Annotated in this window: 18 protein-coding genes, 1 riboswitch and 1 other annotated feature; of the genes, 8 read left to right on the forward strand and 10 right to left on the reverse strand. The window is 41.2% G+C overall.

The window, feature by feature from the left end:
• Window positions 1-102: 102 nt before the first annotated feature.
• Window positions 103-378, reverse strand: coding sequence for an HU family DNA-binding protein (locus tag NE558_RS02585; protein ID WP_066053258.1), 276 nt, complete (start codon window positions 376-378; stop codon window positions 103-105).
• Between the two features lie 45 nt (window positions 379-423).
• Entirely contained in the window at window positions 424-1212 is a 789-nt protein-coding gene (gene mazG, locus NE558_RS02590) for a nucleoside triphosphate pyrophosphohydrolase (protein WP_256148359.1), read from the reverse strand.
• Window positions 1213-1419: 207 nt separating this feature from the next.
• On the opposite strand from mazG, the gene NE558_RS02595 reads away from it, so the two are divergent.
• From NE558_RS02595 to NE558_RS02630, 8 genes are all read left to right on the forward strand, one after another.
• Window positions 1420-2274 (forward strand): sulfide/dihydroorotate dehydrogenase-like FAD/NAD-binding protein, encoded by an 855-nt coding sequence (locus NE558_RS02595; RefSeq protein WP_256148360.1) that lies wholly within the window; start codon window positions 1420-1422, stop codon window positions 2272-2274.
• Between the two features lie 17 nt (window positions 2275-2291).
• Window positions 2292-3683 carry an NADPH-dependent glutamate synthase gene (gltA, locus tag NE558_RS02600; RefSeq protein ID WP_256148361.1) on the forward strand — a complete coding sequence of 464 codons (1392 nt, stop codon included), beginning with the start codon at window positions 2292-2294 and terminating at the stop codon, window positions 3681-3683.
• A 451-nt stretch (window positions 3684-4134) separates the two neighbouring features.
• Window positions 4135-4743: an MBL fold metallo-hydrolase gene (locus NE558_RS02605; protein ID WP_256148362.1), complete on the forward strand. Its 609-nt coding sequence runs from the start codon at window positions 4135-4137 to the stop codon at window positions 4741-4743.
• Window positions 4744-4893: 150 nt separating this feature from the next.
• On the forward strand, window positions 4894-6393 hold the full coding sequence (glpK, locus tag NE558_RS02610) for a glycerol kinase GlpK (RefSeq protein WP_256148363.1): 1500 nt from the start codon (window positions 4894-4896) through the stop codon (window positions 6391-6393).
• Between the two features lie 119 nt (window positions 6394-6512).
• A complete protein-coding gene (gene nrdD / locus NE558_RS02615; protein ID WP_256148364.1) occupies window positions 6513-8630 on the forward strand; it encodes an anaerobic ribonucleoside-triphosphate reductase in 2118 nt (705 codons plus the stop codon).
• A gap of 3 nt (window positions 8631-8633) precedes the next feature.
• Entirely contained in the window at window positions 8634-9128 is a 495-nt protein-coding gene (gene nrdG, locus NE558_RS02620) for an anaerobic ribonucleoside-triphosphate reductase activating protein (RefSeq protein ID WP_256148365.1), read from the forward strand.
• A 13-nt stretch (window positions 9129-9141) separates the two neighbouring features.
• Window positions 9142-9576, forward strand: a complete 435-nt coding sequence (locus NE558_RS02625) for a dUTP diphosphatase (protein WP_256148366.1) — start codon at window positions 9142-9144, stop codon at window positions 9574-9576.
• A 26-nt stretch (window positions 9577-9602) separates the two neighbouring features.
• A complete protein-coding gene (locus tag NE558_RS02630) occupies window positions 9603-10421 on the forward strand; it encodes a VanW family protein (protein ID WP_256148367.1) in 819 nt (272 codons plus the stop codon).
• A 109-nt stretch (window positions 10422-10530) separates the two neighbouring features.
• Here the strand turns inward: NE558_RS02630 and NE558_RS02635 are convergent, their stop codons facing one another.
• The 8 genes from NE558_RS02635 to NE558_RS02670 form a co-directional block, all read right to left on the reverse strand.
• Entirely contained in the window at window positions 10531-11376 is an 846-nt protein-coding gene (locus NE558_RS02635) for a MetQ/NlpA family ABC transporter substrate-binding protein (protein WP_256148368.1), read from the reverse strand.
• 49 nt (window positions 11377-11425) lie between these two features.
• A complete protein-coding gene (locus tag NE558_RS02640; protein WP_066053290.1) occupies window positions 11426-12085 on the reverse strand; it encodes a methionine ABC transporter permease in 660 nt (219 codons plus the stop codon).
• A complete protein-coding gene (locus NE558_RS02645; RefSeq protein ID WP_256148369.1) occupies window positions 12078-13097 on the reverse strand; it encodes a methionine ABC transporter ATP-binding protein in 1020 nt (339 codons plus the stop codon). The genes NE558_RS02640 and NE558_RS02645 overlap by 8 nt, the downstream gene beginning before the upstream one ends.
• A gap of 299 nt (window positions 13098-13396) precedes the next feature.
• Window positions 13397-13654 (reverse strand) — a binding site (T-box leader).
• 236 nt (window positions 13655-13890) lie between these two features.
• Complete coding sequence (locus tag NE558_RS02650) at window positions 13891-14877, reverse strand: LCP family protein (RefSeq protein WP_256148370.1); 987 nt, start codon at window positions 14875-14877, stop codon at window positions 13891-13893.
• Window positions 14878-15319: 442 nt separating this feature from the next.
• Window positions 15320-16135, reverse strand: a complete 816-nt coding sequence (thiD, locus tag NE558_RS02655) for a bifunctional hydroxymethylpyrimidine kinase/phosphomethylpyrimidine kinase (protein ID WP_256148371.1) — start codon at window positions 16133-16135, stop codon at window positions 15320-15322.
• Window positions 16136-16154: 19 nt separating this feature from the next.
• Window positions 16155-16643 (reverse strand): energy coupling factor transporter S component ThiW, encoded by a 489-nt coding sequence (gene thiW, locus NE558_RS02660; RefSeq protein WP_256148372.1) that lies wholly within the window; start codon window positions 16641-16643, stop codon window positions 16155-16157.
• A gap of 139 nt (window positions 16644-16782) precedes the next feature.
• Window positions 16783-16889, reverse strand: a riboswitch (TPP riboswitch).
• 53 nt (window positions 16890-16942) lie between these two features.
• On the reverse strand, window positions 16943-18139 hold the full coding sequence (locus NE558_RS02665; RefSeq protein ID WP_256148373.1) for a glycerophosphodiester phosphodiesterase family protein: 1197 nt from the start codon (window positions 18137-18139) through the stop codon (window positions 16943-16945).
• 139 nt (window positions 18140-18278) lie between these two features.
• Window positions 18279-18599, reverse strand: a complete 321-nt coding sequence (locus NE558_RS02670; protein WP_256148374.1) for a DUF1292 domain-containing protein — start codon at window positions 18597-18599, stop codon at window positions 18279-18281.
• Window positions 18600-18607 lie beyond the last annotated feature (8 nt).

Consider the following 18607-nt stretch of genomic DNA (forward strand, 5'->3'; position numbering starts at 1 on the left):
CAAACCTTTCCTACCACCGGCATAGCCGGTGGTTTTGTCAAGCTAAAGCGAACAAAAATAAAACGCCCTTCTTACGAAAGGCGTGTTATCAGCATACAAAAATTATTTATTGATTGCATCCTTCAGAGCCTTACCAGCTTTAAATCTGGGTGCTTTGGAAGCGGGAATGGGCATTGCCATACCTGTCTGAGGGTTTCTGCCTTCGCGAGCCGCTCTTTCTGCTACATCAAATGTACCAAATCCTACCAGCTGAACCTTGCCATTCATCGCGAGTTCTTCTGTTACTACATCTTCAAAAGCTTTCAGAGCCTTTTCAGCATCTTTTTTGCTCATTTCTGCCTTCTCAGCGATAGCAGCTACCAAATCAGATTTGTTCATTATAAATTCCTCCTCAATACAATTCATTAATTTTATTGGATTCTTTTAATCAGATAAAGACTTCGTTTTTGCCTCATCCCAAAGATGATCCATTTCTTTCAGAGTCATTTCAGAAAGCTTCTTTCCCTCTGAAAGCGCTGAATTCTCAACATACTCAAATCTATTTATAAACTTTTTACTGGCTTTTGTCAAGGCAATCTCTGGATTTATTTTTAAAAAACGGGAAATATTCACCACTGCAAACAAAAAATCCCCAAATTCTTCTTCATCCGTCCCCAAACCTTGCTCAATGGCCTCTGTCAGCTCAGCTATCTCCTCCCTTACCTTATCCATAGCATCTCCAATTTCAGTAAAATCAAACCCAACATCTGCCGCTTTTTTTTGAACTTTTTTTGCATGAATAAGGGCGGGTAAAACCATAGGAATTTGCTTCATAGCTTCGGTTTGGGTTTTAATCTGTTTTTCTTCCTTTTTCAGCATCTCCCAGTTCACCAAAACCTCATCGGCAGTGTCCGCCTTGGCATTTCCAAAGACATGTGGATGGCGATAAATCATTTTTTTGCAAATCCCCTCAATCACATCCTCCAGTGCAAAGCTTCCCGCCTCTTTGGCAAGCTCCGCATGAAACACAACCTGCATCAACACATCCCCAAGCTCTTCCTTTAGATTTTCCTGATCCTTTCTCTCAATGGCATCTACCGCTTCATATGCCTCCTCTATCATTGCCTCTCTGAGTGTTTCATGGGTCTGTACTCTGTCCCACGGACACCCACCGTCCCCGCGTAACTTTTCTATAATTGCCTGTAAATCCTCTAAACCATATCTTTTATCCATTAAAAGTGCCTCCCATTATCCTTTTATATGCCCAAAATTTGTTTTTTGCAGTCTAAAAAAGCAATAAACTTTTTCCTTTCAGTAACTTAGAAAAACAGCGTTTTTATCCTTTTGTCCCTACTGTTTTTGTGTTATGATAATTCTATCAAAAAATGCCGCTAAATTAAAGCGGCAAAAAAAATCAAAAAAGAGAAAGGAAGTTTGCCCATGTTTCGAATTGTAGATAAAAGAGAGCTAAACAGTGCGGTAACTCTTTTGGAAATCGAAGCCCCTTTTGTTGCAAAAAAAGCACAAGCGGGTCAGTTTATTATTTTCCGTGTAGATGAATACAGTGAACGGGTTCCCTTGACCATTGCCGATTACGATAGGGAAAAAGGCACCGTTACAATTATATTCCAAAAAGTTGGTTTTTCCACCAACCTCTTAGCCGCTAAGGAAATTGGCGATACCATTTTAGATTTCGTTGGGCCTTTGGGCACAGCAACGGAATATGAAGGAATGAAGAAAGTTGCAGTGGTTGGCGGCGGCGTTGGCTGTGCCATTGCTTACCCCCAAGCAAAAGCCCTTCATGCCATGGGTGTAGAGGTAGATGTTATTGTAGGCTTCCGTAATAAAGATATTGTTATTCTGGAAGATGAAATGAAAGCCGTTTCAACAAACTACTATCTGATGACCGATGATGGATCAAAAGCTGAAAAAGGCTTTGTTACCGATAAATTGAAGGCTTTGATTGAGGCAGGTAATCAATATGATACCGTAATCGCCATTGGACCTATCCCCATGATGAAATTTGTCAGCCTGACCACAAAGCCTTATGGTATTCATACCATCGTAAGCTTAAATCCTATTATGATTGATGGTACAGGCATGTGTGGCGGCTGTCGTGTTACCGTTGGTGGCGAAATTAAATTTGCCTGTGTTGATGGGCCTGATTTTGACGGTCACTTGGTAGATTTTGATGAGCTGATGAACCGTAACTCTATTTATAAACAAAGAGAAGGGGAAATTTCTAAGGATCATGTCTGTCGTATGGACAAACTGGCCAAGGAAGTTATTCATTAAAGGGGGATGTATGCGTCATGGCTAATATGAGTTTGGAAAAGATTAAAATGCCTGAACAGGCACCTGATATTAGAAATAAAAATTTTGAAGAAGTTTCATTGGGTTATACCGGTGAAATGGCAATGGAAGAAGCAACTCGTTGCTTAAACTGTAAGCATAAACCCTGTATCGAAGGATGTCCCGTAAACGTTCGTATTCCTGAGTTTATTGCAGAGGTTGCCAAAGGTGATTTTATGGCGGCTTATAAAGTGATTACCTCAACCAACGCCCTGCCAGCTGTCTGCGGTCGTGTTTGTCCCCAAGAAAGCCAATGTGAAGCAAAATGTGTTCGGGGTATCAAGGGCGAAGCTGTTGCCATTGGTCGCTTAGAGCGCTTTGTTGCCGATTGGTATATGGCAAATGCCACAGAAACTCCTCAGAAGCCCGTTTCCAATGGCAAAAAAGTTGCCGTTGTTGGTTCTGGCCCCTCAAGCCTTGCCTGTGCTGGTGATTTGGCAAAAGCAGGCTACGACGTAACCGTGTTTGAAGCCTTCCATAAAGCAGGTGGTGTTTTGGTTTACGGCATTCCTGAATTCCGTCTACCCAAGGGTATTGTACAAAAAGAAATCGATACTTTGGCGGCTTTGGGCGTAAAGTTCATGACTAATATGGTAATCGGCAAGGTGCTATCCATTGATGAAATCATTGAAGATATGGGCTTTGAAGCAGTGTTTATCGGCACTGGCGCAGGACTTCCTTCCTTTATGAGCATCCCTGGGGAGGCTTTGGTTGGCGTATATTCCGCAAATGAATACTTAACCAGAATCAACCTAATGAAGGCTTATCAGGCAGAATATGATACTCCCATCCGTAACAGCAAATCCGTTGCTGTAGTAGGCGGCGGTAACGTTGCTATGGATGCCGCAAGATGTGCAAAACGCCTTGGTGCGGAAAATGTTTATATTGTATATCGTCGTTCCGAAGCAGAAATGCCCGCACGTTTGGAAGAAGTGCATCATGCCAAGGAAGAAGGTATCGAATTCCATCTTCTGCGTAACCCCGTACAGATTCTAGATAACGGAAATGGGCAAGTTCGTGGCATTGAATGCCTGAAAATGGAGTTGGGTGAACCTGATGCCAGTGGTAGAAGAAGTCCCGTTCCTATGGAAGGCTCCAATTATATCATTGATGTTGATACCGTAGTTATGTCCATCGGTACCTCTCCAAACCCTCTTATCAGAAGCACAACCAAAGGTCTGGACTCTAACCGCAGAGGCTGTCTTGTTGTTAATGAGGAAACCAATCAAACAACAAGAGAAGGCGTTTATGCCGGCGGTGATGCAGTTACCGGCGCCGCAACTGTTATTCTTGCCATGGGCGCAGGTAAAAAAGCAGCTGCCTCCATTGATGAATATTTGAAAAACAAATAAATTCTACCTTAATACATAAGCTACAAGGGTGCTGCAAAATTTGCGGCACTCTTTTTAGATTCTATGAAAGGCAAGACCTTGAGAGCTTTGCCCTCAAACACTCACAAAGGTTATCACCCTTGACCCTTTAGAAACCGCATAAATGAGGTTGAGGATTTTGATAAATATCATCGTGTTCATCGGATGAGTACATTCCTTTTTGTGCATTTTATTATAAAACACCTCATCACTCTTTTCTCTACCCTGAACCTCCATTCATGAGGGTTCCACTAGAGTTTTTGGTCTTGCTTTTTCCAAAAAGCAAGTGGGTGTGGGCAAAGCCCACGGTCTGAAAGGTCTTCCAAGGTTTTGCCCGAATCCTGTTTTTTTTCTTGGCGAAAGCTAGGGATTCTGCTATAATCTAAAAAGATGTATACGGAACGATTAAATCTATTGATAAGGAGGCTATCCCATGAAAATTAAAACCCTAGCAATGGGCTCTATTGGGACAAACTGCTATGTGGTTTCCGATGATGCAGGAAATGCAGTCATCATTGACTGTGATGGAGACCCAAGACCATTGTATTTTTATATCTCTGAATTTAATTTGAAACCCACCCATATCCTGCTAACCCATGGCCATTTTGACCATATCGGTGCTGTTGAGGCGGTAAAGGAAAAATATGGATGTAAAGTTGTAGCTGGAAAGGATGAATTTCGCATTTTAACCGACCCTGCTGCCAACTGCTCCATCTATGGCGGCGGTGCAATCACTGTCCTTCCCGATGAATTGGTTTCTGATGGAGACAGTATCATTGTGGGAGATATGAAATTTGATGTTCTTTTTACCCCAGGCCATACAGAAGGAAGCCTTTGCTATATCTTAGGCGATAATATTTTTTCAGGGGATACACTGTTCCAAGGCTCCTGCGGTAGAACAGATTTAGCCACTGGGGATTGGTCAACCATTTTGCGTTCTTTAAAACTGCTTCGAGATCTCCCTGGTGATTATACCGTTTACCCAGGACACGGCCCATCTACCACCATGGAAATTGAAAGATGCTCTAATCCTTTTATGTAAATAAAATAACCCTGTGCCCTTTCTTCGGGGAACGGGGTTTTTCTAAAATATTGCCCCATAATTCTTATGTTCAGATTCAACCAAATGGGCATAAAAGGCCATTGGCATGAAATTCTATGATGTCAGGCTAACAAAAAGGAGGTTTTTCCTATGAAATATATCCTTTCTCTGGATCAGGGCACAACCAGCTCTCGTTCTATTTTATTCAATCAGCAAGGAAAAGCAGTTTATACTGCACAAAAGGAATTTACCCAATATTATCCCCACCAGGGCTGGGTGGAGCATAACCCTATGAAAATCTGGCAGACACAATTGGAAACCGCCAGAGAAGTATTAGAAAAATCAGGGGTTCCCGCTGAAGAAATTGGTGCCATCGGCATTACAAACCAAAGAGAGACCACCATTCTTTGGGATAGAAGAAATGGTCGTCCCCTTTGCAACGGCATCGTTTGGCAGTGTCGCCGCACCGCCCCTTTTTGCGATTCATTAAAGGAAAATGGGTTTGAAAGCTTCTTCCGTGAAAAAACAGGCTTACCCATTGACGCCTATTTTTCTGCGACAAAAATCAAATGGATTCTGGAAAACGTACCTAATGCAAAGGAACTTGCTCAAAAAGGCAATCTACTTTTTGGAACCGTGGATACATGGCTGATTTGGAACCTGACAGGGGGTCAAGTTCACGTCACCGATTATTCCAATGCTTCCAGAACCATGCTGTTTAACATCCATTCCCTTTGCTGGGATAAAGAAATATTAGAATTATTGGAAATTCCAGAAAGCATTTTGCCCAAGGTAGTCCCCTCCTCAGGCATTTTAGGTCATACTTTGCCGACTCATCTGGGCTGTCCCATCCCCATTGCAGGTGTTGCGGGAGATCAGCAAGCGGCACTGTTCGGACAAGCCTGTTATTCCCCTGGTGCGGCGAAAAACACCTATGGAACAGGCTGCTTTTTGCTCATGAATACAGGAGAAACTCCTGTGCAATCCAAAAATGGCCTGCTCACGACCATTGCTTGGGGCTTGGACAATAAAATCACCTATGCTCTGGAAGGTTCCGTTTTTGTTGCAGGTGCCGCAATTCAATGGCTGCGAGATGAACTGAAATTGATTTCCTCAGCGGCGGAAACGGAGGAGCTTTGCTATTCTGTTGAGGATACTTGCGGTGTTTATTTGGTGCCAGCATTTACAGGTCTAGGGGCGCCTTATTGGGATCCCTATGCCAGAGGAATTCTTACAGGCTTAACAAGAGGTGCAAACCGTGCCCACATTGTGCGAGCCGCCGTAGAATCTATGGCTTACCAAACCTATGATGTACTCCACGCTATGGAGCAGGATGCAGAGCTGCCCTTAGCAGAACTTCGGGTTGATGGCGGAGCCGCCGCCAATGCCTTTTTATTGCAATTTCAATCTGATATCACAGGCGCACCTGTTTTGCGCCCTTCCACACTGGAGACCACAGCTCTAGGGGCTGCATATTTGGCTGGGCTTGCTGTAGGCTATTGGAAAAATCTAACAGAGATCAGACGAAATTGGCAGGTGTCTTGCGTATTCTCCCCCAAGCTATCCAAGGAGGTTGCAGATGAAAAAAATTATGGCTGGAAAAAGGCTGTAAATCAAGCCCTAAGCATTAAATCACAAAACAACATATAGTGTATTATCAATTTTATATTGAAAAATAACACAATATATGCTACATTTATAGTCACTGAATCTGTAGGGGATATTACCCTTTCTATACAATGATTGACTATAAAAGGAGGAAGTCGCTTATGTATGTAATCAAAAAAGATAATACCCACGAACCTTGGAATATCCAAAAAGTTGTGGTTGCCGTTAACAAATCTGCTTATCGTGCCTTGGTGAAGTTCACCCAAAAAGAGCTAGACTTTTTATGCAATTATGTTGAGGAAAAAGCACTTTCCCTAGGAAAAGAAGGCATCCCCATTGCAGAGATGCATAATATTGTGGAATCGGCCTTGGAACAAGTTAAGCCTGAGGTTGCTAAAAGCTATCGTGACTATCGCAATTATAAGCAAGACTTCGTAAAAATGTTGGACGAGGTCTATAAAAAAAGCCAATCCATTATGTATATTGGGGATAAGGAAAATAGCAATACAGATAGTGCCTTGGTCTCCACAAAGCGTAGTCTGGTTTTCAATCAGCTGAATAAGGAATTGTATCAAAAATTCTTTATGACCACGGAGGAATTACAGGCATGCCGTGACGGCTATCTTTATGTTCATGATATGTCTGCCCGCAGAGATACCATGAATTGCTGCCTTTTTGATGTGCAGGCAGTTCTGGAGGGCGGCTTTGAAATGGGTAATCTTTGGTATAACGAGCCAAAAACCCTGAACGTAGCTTTTGACGTAATCGGCGACATTGTTCTCTCCGCCGCAAGCCAACAATATGGTGGCTTCACTGTTCCCTCTGTTGACCTCCTTTTAGAGCCTTATGCAGAAAAAAGCTATGAAAAGTTTTATCGCCGCTATATGGAAATGGGACTAACCCCAAAGGTAGCAGACCGAGAAGCCATGGCTGATATTTTGAATGATTTTGAGCAAGGCTTTCAGGGCTGGGAATATAAATTCAATACCGTTGCATCCAGCCGTGGAGACTATCCCTTCATTACTATGACCTTTGGTACTGGCACAGGTAAATTTGCAAAATTAGCATCTATTACTATGCTGAATGTACGCAGAAAGGGTCAGGGCAAGAAAAATTGCAAAAAACCAGTACTCTTCCCTAAGCTTGTTTTTCTCTATGATGAAAACCTCCATGGAGAGGGCAAAGCTTCAGAGGATGTTTTTGAAGCCGGCATATTATGCTCCTCTAAGAGCATGTATCCCGATTGGCTGAGTCTAACAGGAGATGGCTATGTGGCAGATATCTACAAAAAATATGGTAGAATCATCAGCCCTATGGGTTGCCGTGCCTTTTTGTCCCCATGGTTTGAGCGCGGGGGCATGAAGCCTGCCGACGAAAATGATTTACCTGTTTATGTAGGGCGATTTAATATCGGCGCTGTCAGCCTGCATCTGCCTATGATTTATGCCAAAGCAAAGCAGGAAAGCAAGCCTTTTTATGAGGTTTTAGACTATTATTTAGAGCTCATTCGTAACCTCCATGTGCGTACGTATGCATATTTGGGAGAAATGCGTGCTTCCACCAATCCCTTGGCCTATTGTGAGGGTGGTTTTTATGGCGGACACTTGGGACTCCATGATAAAATTAAGCCTCTTTTAAAAGCTGCTACGGCTTCCTTTGGTATCACTGCTTTGAATGAACTGCAAGAGCTGCATAATGGCAAATCCTTGGTGGAGGATGGTCAGTTTGCCCTGGAAACACTGGAACATATTAACCAGAAAATTACACAGTTCAAGGAAGAGGATGGTAATCTCTATGCCATTTACGGTACCCCTGCCGAAAGCCTTTGCGGCTTGCAGGTAACTCAGTTCCGTAAAAAATATGGCGTCATTGAGCATGTATCTGATAGACCATATGTAAGCAACAGCTTTCACTGCCATGTAACAGAGGATATAACCCCCATTGAAAAACAAAATTTAGAAAATCGTTTTTGGAATCTATTCAATGGTGGAAAAATTCAGTATGTGAAATATCCTATTGATTATAATTTGAATGCCATCCGTACCCTTATCCGTCGTGCTATGAAAATGGGCTTTTATGAAGGAGTAAACCTTTCTCTTGCTTATTGCGACGATTGCGGTCATCAGGAATTGGAGATGGATGTGTGCCCTAAATGCGGTAGCCATAACCTAACAAAGATTGACCGTATGAATGGTTACCTCTCTTATTCCAGAGTGAAAGGGGATACCCGTCTGAACGAGGCAAAAATGGCAGAGATTGCAGAAAGGAAGAGTATGTAACATATGCGTTATCATAATATTACGAAGGATGATATGCTAAATGGCGAGGGCCTTCGTGTTGTACTTTGGCTTTCCGGCTGTGACCATGGCTGTAAAGGCTGCCATAACACCATTACATGGGATCCTAACGGAGGAATCCCTTTCGACGAAAAGGCGAAACTAGAGCTTTTTGATGCGCTCAATCATGATTATACCAATGGCGTTACCTTCAGCGGCGGTGACCCTCTTTTTATGGGTAACCGTCAAGGGGTAACCGCCTTAGCTAAGCAAATCAAAGAACGCTTTCCCCATAAAACCATATGGCTGTATACTGGTTATCGGTGGGAGGAAATCAGTGCTCTGCCAATCATGGAATATATTGATGTATTGGTTGATGGTCGATTCATTTTGGATTTAAAAGATCCTAAGCTTCATTGGAAAGGAAGCTCTAATCAGCGGATTATAGATGTGCAAAAATCAGTGAAAAATAGTTCTATTTATCTTTATCACCCAAAGTAAGAAAGGAAATTTTATGGAAACCATTAGAATTAAATATCTTAGTGACAAAATCGAAAAGCTACGCTATATAGACGGAAAATCCGACTGGATTGACCTAAGAGCTGCCGAAAGAGTTGAATTAAAGCAGGGAGAATTCCGTTTGATTCCCCTTGGCATTGCTATGGAACTGCCTAAGGGTTTCGAGGCACATATTGTTCCCCGAAGCTCCACCTTCAAAAATTTCGGAGTTATCCAGACAAACCATTGCGGCATTGTGGATGAAAGCTATTGCGGCAACAATGACCAATGGTTCTTTCCTGCCTATGCTATGCGAGATACAATCATTGAGTTAAACGACCGTATCTGCCAGTTCCGTATTTTCGAGCATCAGCCAAAAATCTCCTTCGAGGAAACTGAAAATCTTGGAAATGAGAACAGAGGCGGTATCGGCTCCACAGGAAAGCAATAACCAATAAAAAAGGGGGTGCATACATTGTGGGACGAAAGTTGTTTTGCGAACTGTGTCCTTTGACATACGAAATTTCAAGGCAAAAATGTATTCTATCACGCCATATAAGAAATTTCACAAGCAAAGAGAAATTTGCAAAAGCAAAATCTCCCTTTCCGTTGCCCTATCAAATATTTTCCCATAGTTCTCTTATGCGACGAAAGCTAGGTACTGTGGATATGGTACTTCAAGAAAATAAAGTTTTTAATCTTTCCTTGGCAGTACCATTAGTCAATGGCGTGTTAATTCATCCCGGAGAAATTTTTTCTTTCTGGAATCTAGTGGGCAATACCACCTTGGCAAAAGGCTATAAAACCGGATTGGCCATTAAAATGGGAAGCCCCTCTCAGGATGTGGGGGGAGGACTGTGCCAGTTTACAAATCTAATTCACTGGATGGTACTACACACTCCTCTTACCGTTATAGAACGACATCAGCATGACCAACTGGATTTATTCCCAGACTTTAAACGAAAAGTGCCCTTTGGTCTGGGCACCTCCATCGTTTACAATTATTTTGATTATCAATTTCAAAATAATACAACTGCTACATATCAAATAGTAATCTATCAAACAGAAGAAAATCTCTGCGGTGAAATTAGGTCAGATCAATCTCAACCCTATCAATATAAAATATATACCGTGAATGAATTCTTTTCTAAAGAAGAGGACGGTATATATCGCAATGGTGAAGTTATTCTTGAAAAAATTGATACATACTTCAATGTTTGTATTGAACGAACCATTTTGCAGAAAAACCATGCAAAAGTAACCTATGATACCACTGGTCTAAAGATCCTTCAATAACCATGCTACTAAAAAAAGACTTTCCACCTCTTTTGAAATGGAAAGTCTTTTTATGATTCTATTCACCCTCAGAAAGGATCCAGCGGGCTCTTTTTTGAAATATCAGATTTTACGCTGTAGGAGCAACTGCGCCACTATAAGTATTTTTAATATAGTCAGAAATTGTCTGGCTGTTCAATACCTCAAGCAAAGTAATAAGTTCTGGTCTTGTTTCATCCCCAGCTCTTACTGCAATAATGTTTGCATAAGTTGTTGCCGCCAAAGAATCTGCTGCTTCAATTGCTAAAGCATCTTCAGTTTTCAAGCCGTTCTGCATTGCATAGTTACCATTGATAACTGCGATGCTTAAATCGCCAATAGATAAAGGCAGCTGAGCCGCTTCCATTTCAACGATCTCAATATTCTTGGGATTTTCCTTAATATCAAGCTTTGTTGCAGATGTACCGGCATCGGGATCCAGTTTGATCAAGCCATTTGCCTCCAGCAATAACAACGCACGTCCGCCGTTGGTGCCATCCGCAGGGATACCAACCTTTGCACCATCAGGCAATTCAGCTAAATCCTTGATGCTTTTGCTGTAAATACCCATTGGTTCATAATGCACTGCACCCAAACTTACAAGCTTTGTGCCGTGTTCTTCATTAAAAGAATCCAAATAAGGTGCATGCTGGAAGTAATTTGCATCCAAATCACCTGTGTCCAATGCCAAGTTAGGCTGTACGTAATCGGTAAATTCCACAATTTCCAAATTGATTCCCTTTGCAGCTAATTCTTCCTTTGCAGCCTCTAAAATTTCCGCATGAGGAGTGGGAGAAGCACCGATTTTTAATGTTACTGCCTCCGCTCCTGTTGTTTCAGGCTTTTCAGCATCTGCTGCTTTATCTGTTTTACTGCCGCAGCCAGCAGCTCCAAGTGCCAAAGCACCTGTTAGTAATAATGCAAAAAATTTCTTCATAGTAAATTCCCTCCTATTTTCTTTTTTCTATATTGAAACCTTCATTGGTTTACAAACGTTTGTCTGTTCTTTTTGCAACCTGCATGCCCACTTCCTGCAAAATCTGCACAATTACAACAAGCAACACTACCATTACATACATAATATCGGTCTGTCCTCGATGATAGCCATAGTTAATTGCCACTGCGCCCAAACCACCGCCGCCGATAAAGCCTGCCATAGCAGAATAACCCAGAATCGTTGTTACAGCAATGGCACTACCCACCAATAAAGAAGGTTTTGCCTCAGGAATGAGCACCTTCACCAAAATCTGTAACGGTGAAGCCCCCATGGACTGTGCCGCTTCAATAACTCCACGCTCCACTTCCTTTAAGGAAGATTCCACTAATCTGGCTATAAAAGGTGCCGCCGCAACCAAAAGGCCAACAATGGCAGCTTTGGGTCCAATGGTGGTGCCCACTACCGTTTTTGTAAAAGGCATAATGGTTAGCATCAAAATCAGAAAAGGTACGGAACGCACAACGTTGATGATAGCTCCTAAAATTTGATGCACAATAGGCATGGGGCGAACCCCTTCCTTATCTGTCATAACCAAAACCAATCCCATAGGAAGCCCTACTAAGTAAGCAAAAAAGGTGGATACCAATGTCATATAAATACTTTCCCAAAATGCAGAGCCAACTAAGGCCATCATTCCCTCTTTAAACATACTGAACCTCCTCTATCTCCACATCTCTTTCCTTTAAATATGTCAGCATTTTTTCTCTGGTTACTTTATCATCAGGAAGCTGAATCATCATTTGTCCATACACCCTGCCATCTAACATACGGGTATTGCCTGAAAGTATATTAGCAACAGCGTTGCATTCCAGCATCATATTTCCTAAAATAGGCTCACCGGAAATGCCCCCACGGAAAACCACCCGATAACAATTTGCAATAGGGCCTTCAATGGCTTCTCTATTTTTACCTTCGTGATATACCAATTCTCTACCTGCTTTTGTTTTGGGAGCACGGAAGATTTCCTCAACACCGCCCATTTCGGCAATCTGACCATCATCAATAATGGCAACACGGTTACAGATTTCTTGTATTACACTCATTTCGTGGGTAATCACCACAATGGTAATACCTAATCTTTCATTTATATCTTTCAAAAGACGTAAAACCCCTGCCGTCGTGTTAGGATCAAGGGCACTGGTTGCTTCATCACATAAAAGCACTTTTGGCTCTGTTGCCAATGCTCTGGCTATGGCAACTCTTTGCTTTTGCCCACCGGAAAGCTGAGAAGGATATGCGCCTAAACGCTCACCCAAGCCAACCAGCTCCAATAATTCTACTGCTCTTGCCTTTGCCTTTTCCTTGGATACGCCTGATATTTCTAAAGGGAAACAAACATTTTCCAGAGCAGTTCTTTGCATTAACAAATGAAACTGCTGAAAAATCATTCCCATGGAATGTCTCTGTTGTCTTAAATCCTTCTCCGCCAGACAAGTAAGCTCCTGTCCATCTAAGTAAACCCGTCCACTGGTGGGGCGTTCTAATAAATTGATACAACGTACCAATGTACTTTTCCCCGCACCACTCATACCAATAATTCCGAAAACTTCTCCCTTTGCAATCTCCAAATTAACATTCTTTAATACCTCTAAAGAACCTCTTTTTTGAGGAAAGCTTTTTGACACGCCCTCTAAGCGAATCATAATCTCCTTCTTTTCCATACCTTTACCACCTTTTCTTTTTGCATGCCATAAGAAAATTTCTATCATACAACCCCCGGTAGGTTATATTTACTCAGAGTAGAATAATCTTCACACCCTTAAAAAAACTACGTACTTTTCAGCTTTCTTTAAATGAGGATAATATACATTCATTTTTGAAATCCAAAAGCCTTAAACGCCCTATATCCAATTAGAAAAGCTCTTTACCTTATTCTTACCGAAAATTACTTTTACCGCATCAAATCTTGCAGAAACAATATTTTTCCAATAAAAAAGCTCTCTCCCTAGGACATTTCTGCCTCAGGGACGAGAGCATTCGCTTCGTGTTACCACCCTAATTCACCATAGCCTCACAGCTATCGTCTCTGCAAGTACAGACATATTGTGCCGATACTCCGTCGCTATCACGGGCGCTCCCGTCGCAGCCTAAAGGATAAACCTCTCGGTGCGCAGCTCCAAGACCATCTTCCACCATTTCTGAATTTCCTCCTTCTCAGCTTTATAGGAGGTTCTCTGTAAAATCATCCACAATGTACTCTTCTTTTCGCAGCCTTTTTCAATAATGTTAAGTTATTCTTCATTATACTAATTTCTCATGGTTTGTCAATTCCATTTTTTCCTGATAAAATCTCTCAGCCAAATACCATCTATCACTTTGCACAAAAAATACCTACTATTTTTATATGTTTATTGAACTTTTGAAAGATCAAACTGGCTTTAAAAATTAAATATCGTTTTTTGTCACTTGTTTTCAAGATTTTTCTGCAACATGTTCATAAATAATTCACAATTTTCACTCTGTTGCGTCTGTTTCTTCAGCCATATCCTTCCCATATTGGTCAAAAGGAATATCGTGATATATAAAATCTTCAATCATATCTGCCGCCTGCTCAATATCATATACATAGTACCATACCCCTTTAATGGTTTGGCCACCGGCTTTGATATTCTCATTCGGCAAACCTGCCTGTTCCAAAGAAACACCACTCTTCATTCCAACAGAAGCAATTTTTAAAATTTCATCATTGCTTAAAGAGGTTTCCACCATAGGAGCAAACTTTCTTACATATGAAGGATACGCTAAAGGATTGATTTCCAATGCTTTTTTAAATAGGCACTCCAAAACCTTTCGCTGACGTTCCCCTCTCATCACATCTCCATCAATTTTTCTGATTCGAGAATAGCTTACCGCCTGAGGGCCTGTCAAATGCACTTGTCCAGATTCTTGCAATTTTTCACCTTTTAACAGATAATTGTTTATTTGCTTGCGTTCAGCCTCGCTGACCTCCAAATCAACACCGCCCAATTCATCGATTACATCTGCCAAAGAATCAAAATTAACGGAAACATAATCCTTAATATCTAAATGGAAATTCTCATTAATTGTTTGAATTGCCAATTCAGGGCCACCATAAGCATAGGCGTGGTTTATTTTTGTCTTCCCATGATCAGGCACATCAACATATGTATCTCTTGCAATAGAAATCAGCTTGATTTTGCCCGTCTTGCCATTCACAGAGGCAATCAAAATGGCATCGGAACGCCCTTTGTTCCCTTCATCCTGAGAATCAATGCCATAAAAAGCAATATTCATAATTCCCTGATTCCCATATACACTTAAGTTTTCATTTACCGAAAGAGAACCTTCATCAACGCTTTGACGGTTTAATCCACCAACCATATACATAAAAATTCCGTACAATATTGCTAATACCCCACATAGTCCCATCAAGGTAAACAATAATGTTTTAAAATACAATCTCCATAATTTCTTATCCATAAGGGAAAAAACGTCCTTTCTACAAAAATCGTCAGAGTCGTTTTTCATTATATTCCTCTATGGGGAAAAAAACAATGAAAAATCTATTAATAAGACTGTTGGTAAGAAATAACACTAAGGCGTGGCTTTTGTTCAGCCACGCCCCCGTTTCTCTAAAGAGAAAATGTGTAGTGATTTGAATTGTCAAAGACAACTCTTATGTTATAATCTAGATACGAACGATTATTTTAGCGAGGTATTCCTATGACCAGAGAAAGAATAAAATCAGTATTACTCCTTATAACCATTGCAATACTACTTGTCACCAGATTTTTGGAGCATAAAAACATTTCCATAGCTATACCAGTAACTCTAATCACAGACGTAGCCATGATAATTTTGATAGTGCTAGCACTGTTAAAAAATAATGGTAATGCAAAAGCTACTCTTTTTATCTACTTTCTCAATCCTTCACTTCATCCCAAATTCCCGCTTTATGATATAACTCATAAAAATGGTTTGTGGGACCAACCCCTTTCCCAATCTCCAAACTATGGGCAATTGCCACAGTGATATAATCCTTAGCAATACTCACAGCTTCCTCTACACTTTTGCCTTTTGCCAAATTTGCCGCAATGGCAGAGGATAAAGTACAACCAGTACCATGGGTATTTTTCGTTTCAATACGGTCAGAATGCAGCAAAGTTATCTTCTCCCCGTCAAACAACAAATCCGTAGCGGTTCCCTCTAGGTGACCGCCTTTAATCAATACATTTTGTGCTCCCATTGCAAATATCTCTCTGGCCGCAGCTTCCATCGAGGATAAATCGTCAATTTTCAAGCCTGTGATCACCTCTGCCTCAGGAAGGTTTGGAGTCACTACATAGGCCAGAGGAATCAAACGCTGAATCAATATATCCTTTGCTTCGGGTTGCATCAAATCAAAGCCGCTTTTTGAAATCATAACAGGGTCAACCACTATATTTTTTGCTTGGTGCTCCATTAGCTTATCGGCGATGGCATGAATGGTCTCAATTTGAGATACCATGCCTATTTTTACAGCACTTACTGCAATATCAGAATAAATGGCATCTATTTGTCCCCGAATAATCTCAGGGGTTATGTCTTGACAGCCAAAAACCCCTTGCGTATTTTGTACCGTCACCGCCGTGATGACACTCATGCCATAGGTTCCTAGGGCGGAAAAAGTTTTCAAGTCTGCCTGTATGCCTGCGCCTCCACAAGTATCCGAGCCTGCTATTGTTAAAACGTGCTTCATTCTATCAACCTCCAAAAGATTAAGATGTTTTTGAGACTGTCTTTACAAAATATGCAGATTGCAATAGTAAAACTGCCACAATGCTGCCCCCGAAAGAGCTTAATAAAAAGGCAGGAACGTAAGCCAAAGCACCTACTGCTTTGCCCATGGCAAAAATAGCAATCGGTACTGCCAAAAGACCGCCTAAAACCCCCGTTCCAAATACTTCTGCCACTGCCGTTAAATAATTGTTTTTGGTAAATTTAAATATGTATCCTGCCAATAGTGCTCCAACCATACTGCCTGGGAAAGCCAGTAAAGACCCTGTTCCCATAAAATTTCTGAGCAAGGAAATACAAAAAGCATTCACCACACCATAAACAGGGCCTAAGAGCACCGCCGCCAAAATGTTCAAGGTATGTTGAATGGGGAAGCACTTAGAAGCACCCACAGGTATGTAAATCAAATTTCCTGCCAGTACACCAATGGCGATAAACATTGCTGAAATTGTAAGCTTTCTTGTTTTCATGATAGATTCTCTCCTTTTTAAAATGTGGCTAAGGGCCTCTATCCCGATGCAAGACTTTCCTATCCCGAAAGCGCACCCAACAAAACAAGGTATTTTTCATAAAAAAGCGCAGCCACGATTTCTCGTTTGCTGCGCCTGATTTTGAAGTATAACGCTTCCCTACGCTGGTATAATCCAGATCAGGTAGAAAGGGTAACAAGCTGTTTGCTTGATTCTCAGCCGAACACGGCACCCCCAGCAAAAATATGATTCGTTTCCATTACAAAGTAGCACGTTTTACACCCCTTGTCAAGGGCATCCTATTGTGCACCTAAGCCCAAAAGCTGTGTCATTGCAGTTAAAGGCAAATATACCTCACCATCCACTAAAATAGGATGAATTTTTGTTTCATTATTATTATATATCAAACGGAACTTTGTTTTTTCCATTTTTAAATTTCCACTTTGATTCATCAATAGTTCATTTCCTAAAGATGAAAAAGATTTTCCTGAGGTTAAAATCAATTTCGCATTTTGACTGTCCAATTGCACATCAAATTTCTTACCAAGTCCAGCAAGCTGACGTAAAGGAACATAGTCCTCATTAAAAATATTAATGGTATCTAAAGTAACTTCTTCACTACCCAAGGCGACAACTTTTTTCTCCAACTTTCTGCTGTCAGAAAGTCCAACCCATTTTAATTCATAAGGCTTAATGCGGTCGGTATAAATTCCATCTATCCCCAACGCCAACAAATCTTCAAACTGTTTATAACGGTTAATAGTATGGGCATAAACCTTGATTCCTTTTGCGTGAAGGGTATCAACCACTTCTTTTGTAACACGAGCATTCTCTATAGTAACTGTCCCAATGCCTTTTGCTTCGCAAAATTCTGCAATCTTTGGATAATCAGGATAATAATTTAAATAAAGTGTATATATCCACTCTTGGAAAGGATAAATCTCCTTCACCCAATCATACATTTCTTCGTTATAAATTTGAGGAATAATCCGATTCAAAATTTGTGGCTGTTCCATGGCCTCAGCAATCTGCTTTAAATCTTTAAATTGCCTTTCCACCGTAGCCTTATCTGTATCCTTTGTGTCTGTAATCAAATAAACATCAGGATATTCCACCATTAAGCTTAATACATCCACAGCGGTCAGCGGTGTCTGGTCAAAGCAAATTTTAGTACTTTGAAACGTATTTCGATCCATCACTAAGGGTGTCTTTGCATCCTGTTCCAAGCGGTAATAAGAGCCATCAGCTTCAAAATCATGCCGAGCAACCAAAACTCCATCAGAGGTGTAGGTAAAATCCACTTCCATGGCACGAAAACCACTTCCCCATGACTCCAAAAATGCTTCCTTTGCATTTGTCTCGATTTTCCCACGAGATTCACCCAAAGCATGGGCAACTAAAGGATTTCCATCCTGCCAAGCTCCAAACACAGTAAGAGACATAGCCGAACTCATTACTGCTGCCAGCATAATAGGCATTATTTTTTTTGCTAACATATTGTTACCTCCTAGTTAAGACAATGAGCTTTTCTTATTTTTCTTAAAAAATAAAAAACCTTTCCCATTGTTCTAAATTTCAGGTAAAGCCTAGGGTGCCGGCAAAGCCGACACCCCTACTGAGGATTGTATCCTAATTTTATTCTTCGTCTTCGTCCTCAAACAAATCATTGAATGCAGCAGAAACTTTGTCAAAAAGTTCATCTTCTTCGATAACTTCCAACTCGATTTCTTCGCCAACTTCTTTGTATTCATACAGCAATACGGTTTCATCTTCCAAAGGCATTAAGGCAATAAACTGCTTGTCCGCCACACCTTCAACCTCAAATACACCCAGAATGCCGCATTCCAATTCAGTATCATCATCCAATGTTAAAAACATTGTTTCCAATCCCATTTCTTCGTGTTCGTGGTCATGTTCGTGATCGCATCCACATCCGCATCCGCAATTGTCACTCATAATTCGTA

Source organism: Anaerotignum propionicum (assembly GCF_024461735.1).
Lineage (GTDB): Bacteria > Bacillota > Clostridia > Lachnospirales > Anaerotignaceae > Chakrabartyella.

Bases quoted from the DNA above. Each gene is read 5' to 3' on its own strand.
- NE558_RS02585 (WP_066053258.1), bottom strand. From the start codon at position 378: ATGAACAAATCTGATTTGGTAGCTGCTATCGCTGAGAAGGCAGAAATG.
- mazG (WP_256148359.1), bottom strand. From the start codon at position 1,212: ATGGATAAAAGATATGGTTTAGAGGATTTACAGGCAATTATAGAAAAG.
- NE558_RS02595 (WP_256148360.1), top strand. From the start codon at position 1,420: ATGTTTCGAATTGTAGATAAAAGAGAGCTAAACAGTGCGGTAACTCTT.
- gltA (WP_256148361.1), top strand. From the start codon at position 2,292: ATGGCTAATATGAGTTTGGAAAAGATTAAAATGCCTGAACAGGCACCT.
- NE558_RS02605 (WP_256148362.1), top strand. From the start codon at position 4,135: ATGAAAATTAAAACCCTAGCAATGGGCTCTATTGGGACAAACTGCTAT.
- glpK (WP_256148363.1), top strand. From the start codon at position 4,894: ATGAAATATATCCTTTCTCTGGATCAGGGCACAACCAGCTCTCGTTCT.
- nrdD (WP_256148364.1), top strand. From the start codon at position 6,513: ATGTATGTAATCAAAAAAGATAATACCCACGAACCTTGGAATATCCAA.
- nrdG (WP_256148365.1), top strand. From the start codon at position 8,634: ATGCGTTATCATAATATTACGAAGGATGATATGCTAAATGGCGAGGGC.
- NE558_RS02625 (WP_256148366.1), top strand. From the start codon at position 9,142: ATGGAAACCATTAGAATTAAATATCTTAGTGACAAAATCGAAAAGCTA.
- NE558_RS02635 (WP_256148368.1), bottom strand. From the start codon at position 11,376: ATGAAGAAATTTTTTGCATTATTACTAACAGGTGCTTTGGCACTTGGA.
- NE558_RS02640 (WP_066053290.1), bottom strand. From the start codon at position 12,085: ATGTTTAAAGAGGGAATGATGGCCTTAGTTGGCTCTGCATTTTGGGAA.
- NE558_RS02645 (WP_256148369.1), bottom strand. From the start codon at position 13,097: ATGGAAAAGAAGGAGATTATGATTCGCTTAGAGGGCGTGTCAAAAAGC.
- NE558_RS02650 (WP_256148370.1), bottom strand. From the start codon at position 14,877: ATGGATAAGAAATTATGGAGATTGTATTTTAAAACATTATTGTTTACC.
- thiD (WP_256148371.1), bottom strand. From the start codon at position 16,135: ATGAAGCACGTTTTAACAATAGCAGGCTCGGATACTTGTGGAGGCGCA.
- thiW (WP_256148372.1), bottom strand. From the start codon at position 16,643: ATGAAAACAAGAAAGCTTACAATTTCAGCAATGTTTATCGCCATTGGT.
- NE558_RS02665 (WP_256148373.1), bottom strand. From the start codon at position 18,139: ATGTTAGCAAAAAAAATAATGCCTATTATGCTGGCAGCAGTAATGAGT.
- NE558_RS02670 (WP_256148374.1), bottom strand. From the start codon at position 18,599: ATGAGTGACAATTGCGGATGCGGATGTGGATGCGATCACGAACATGAC.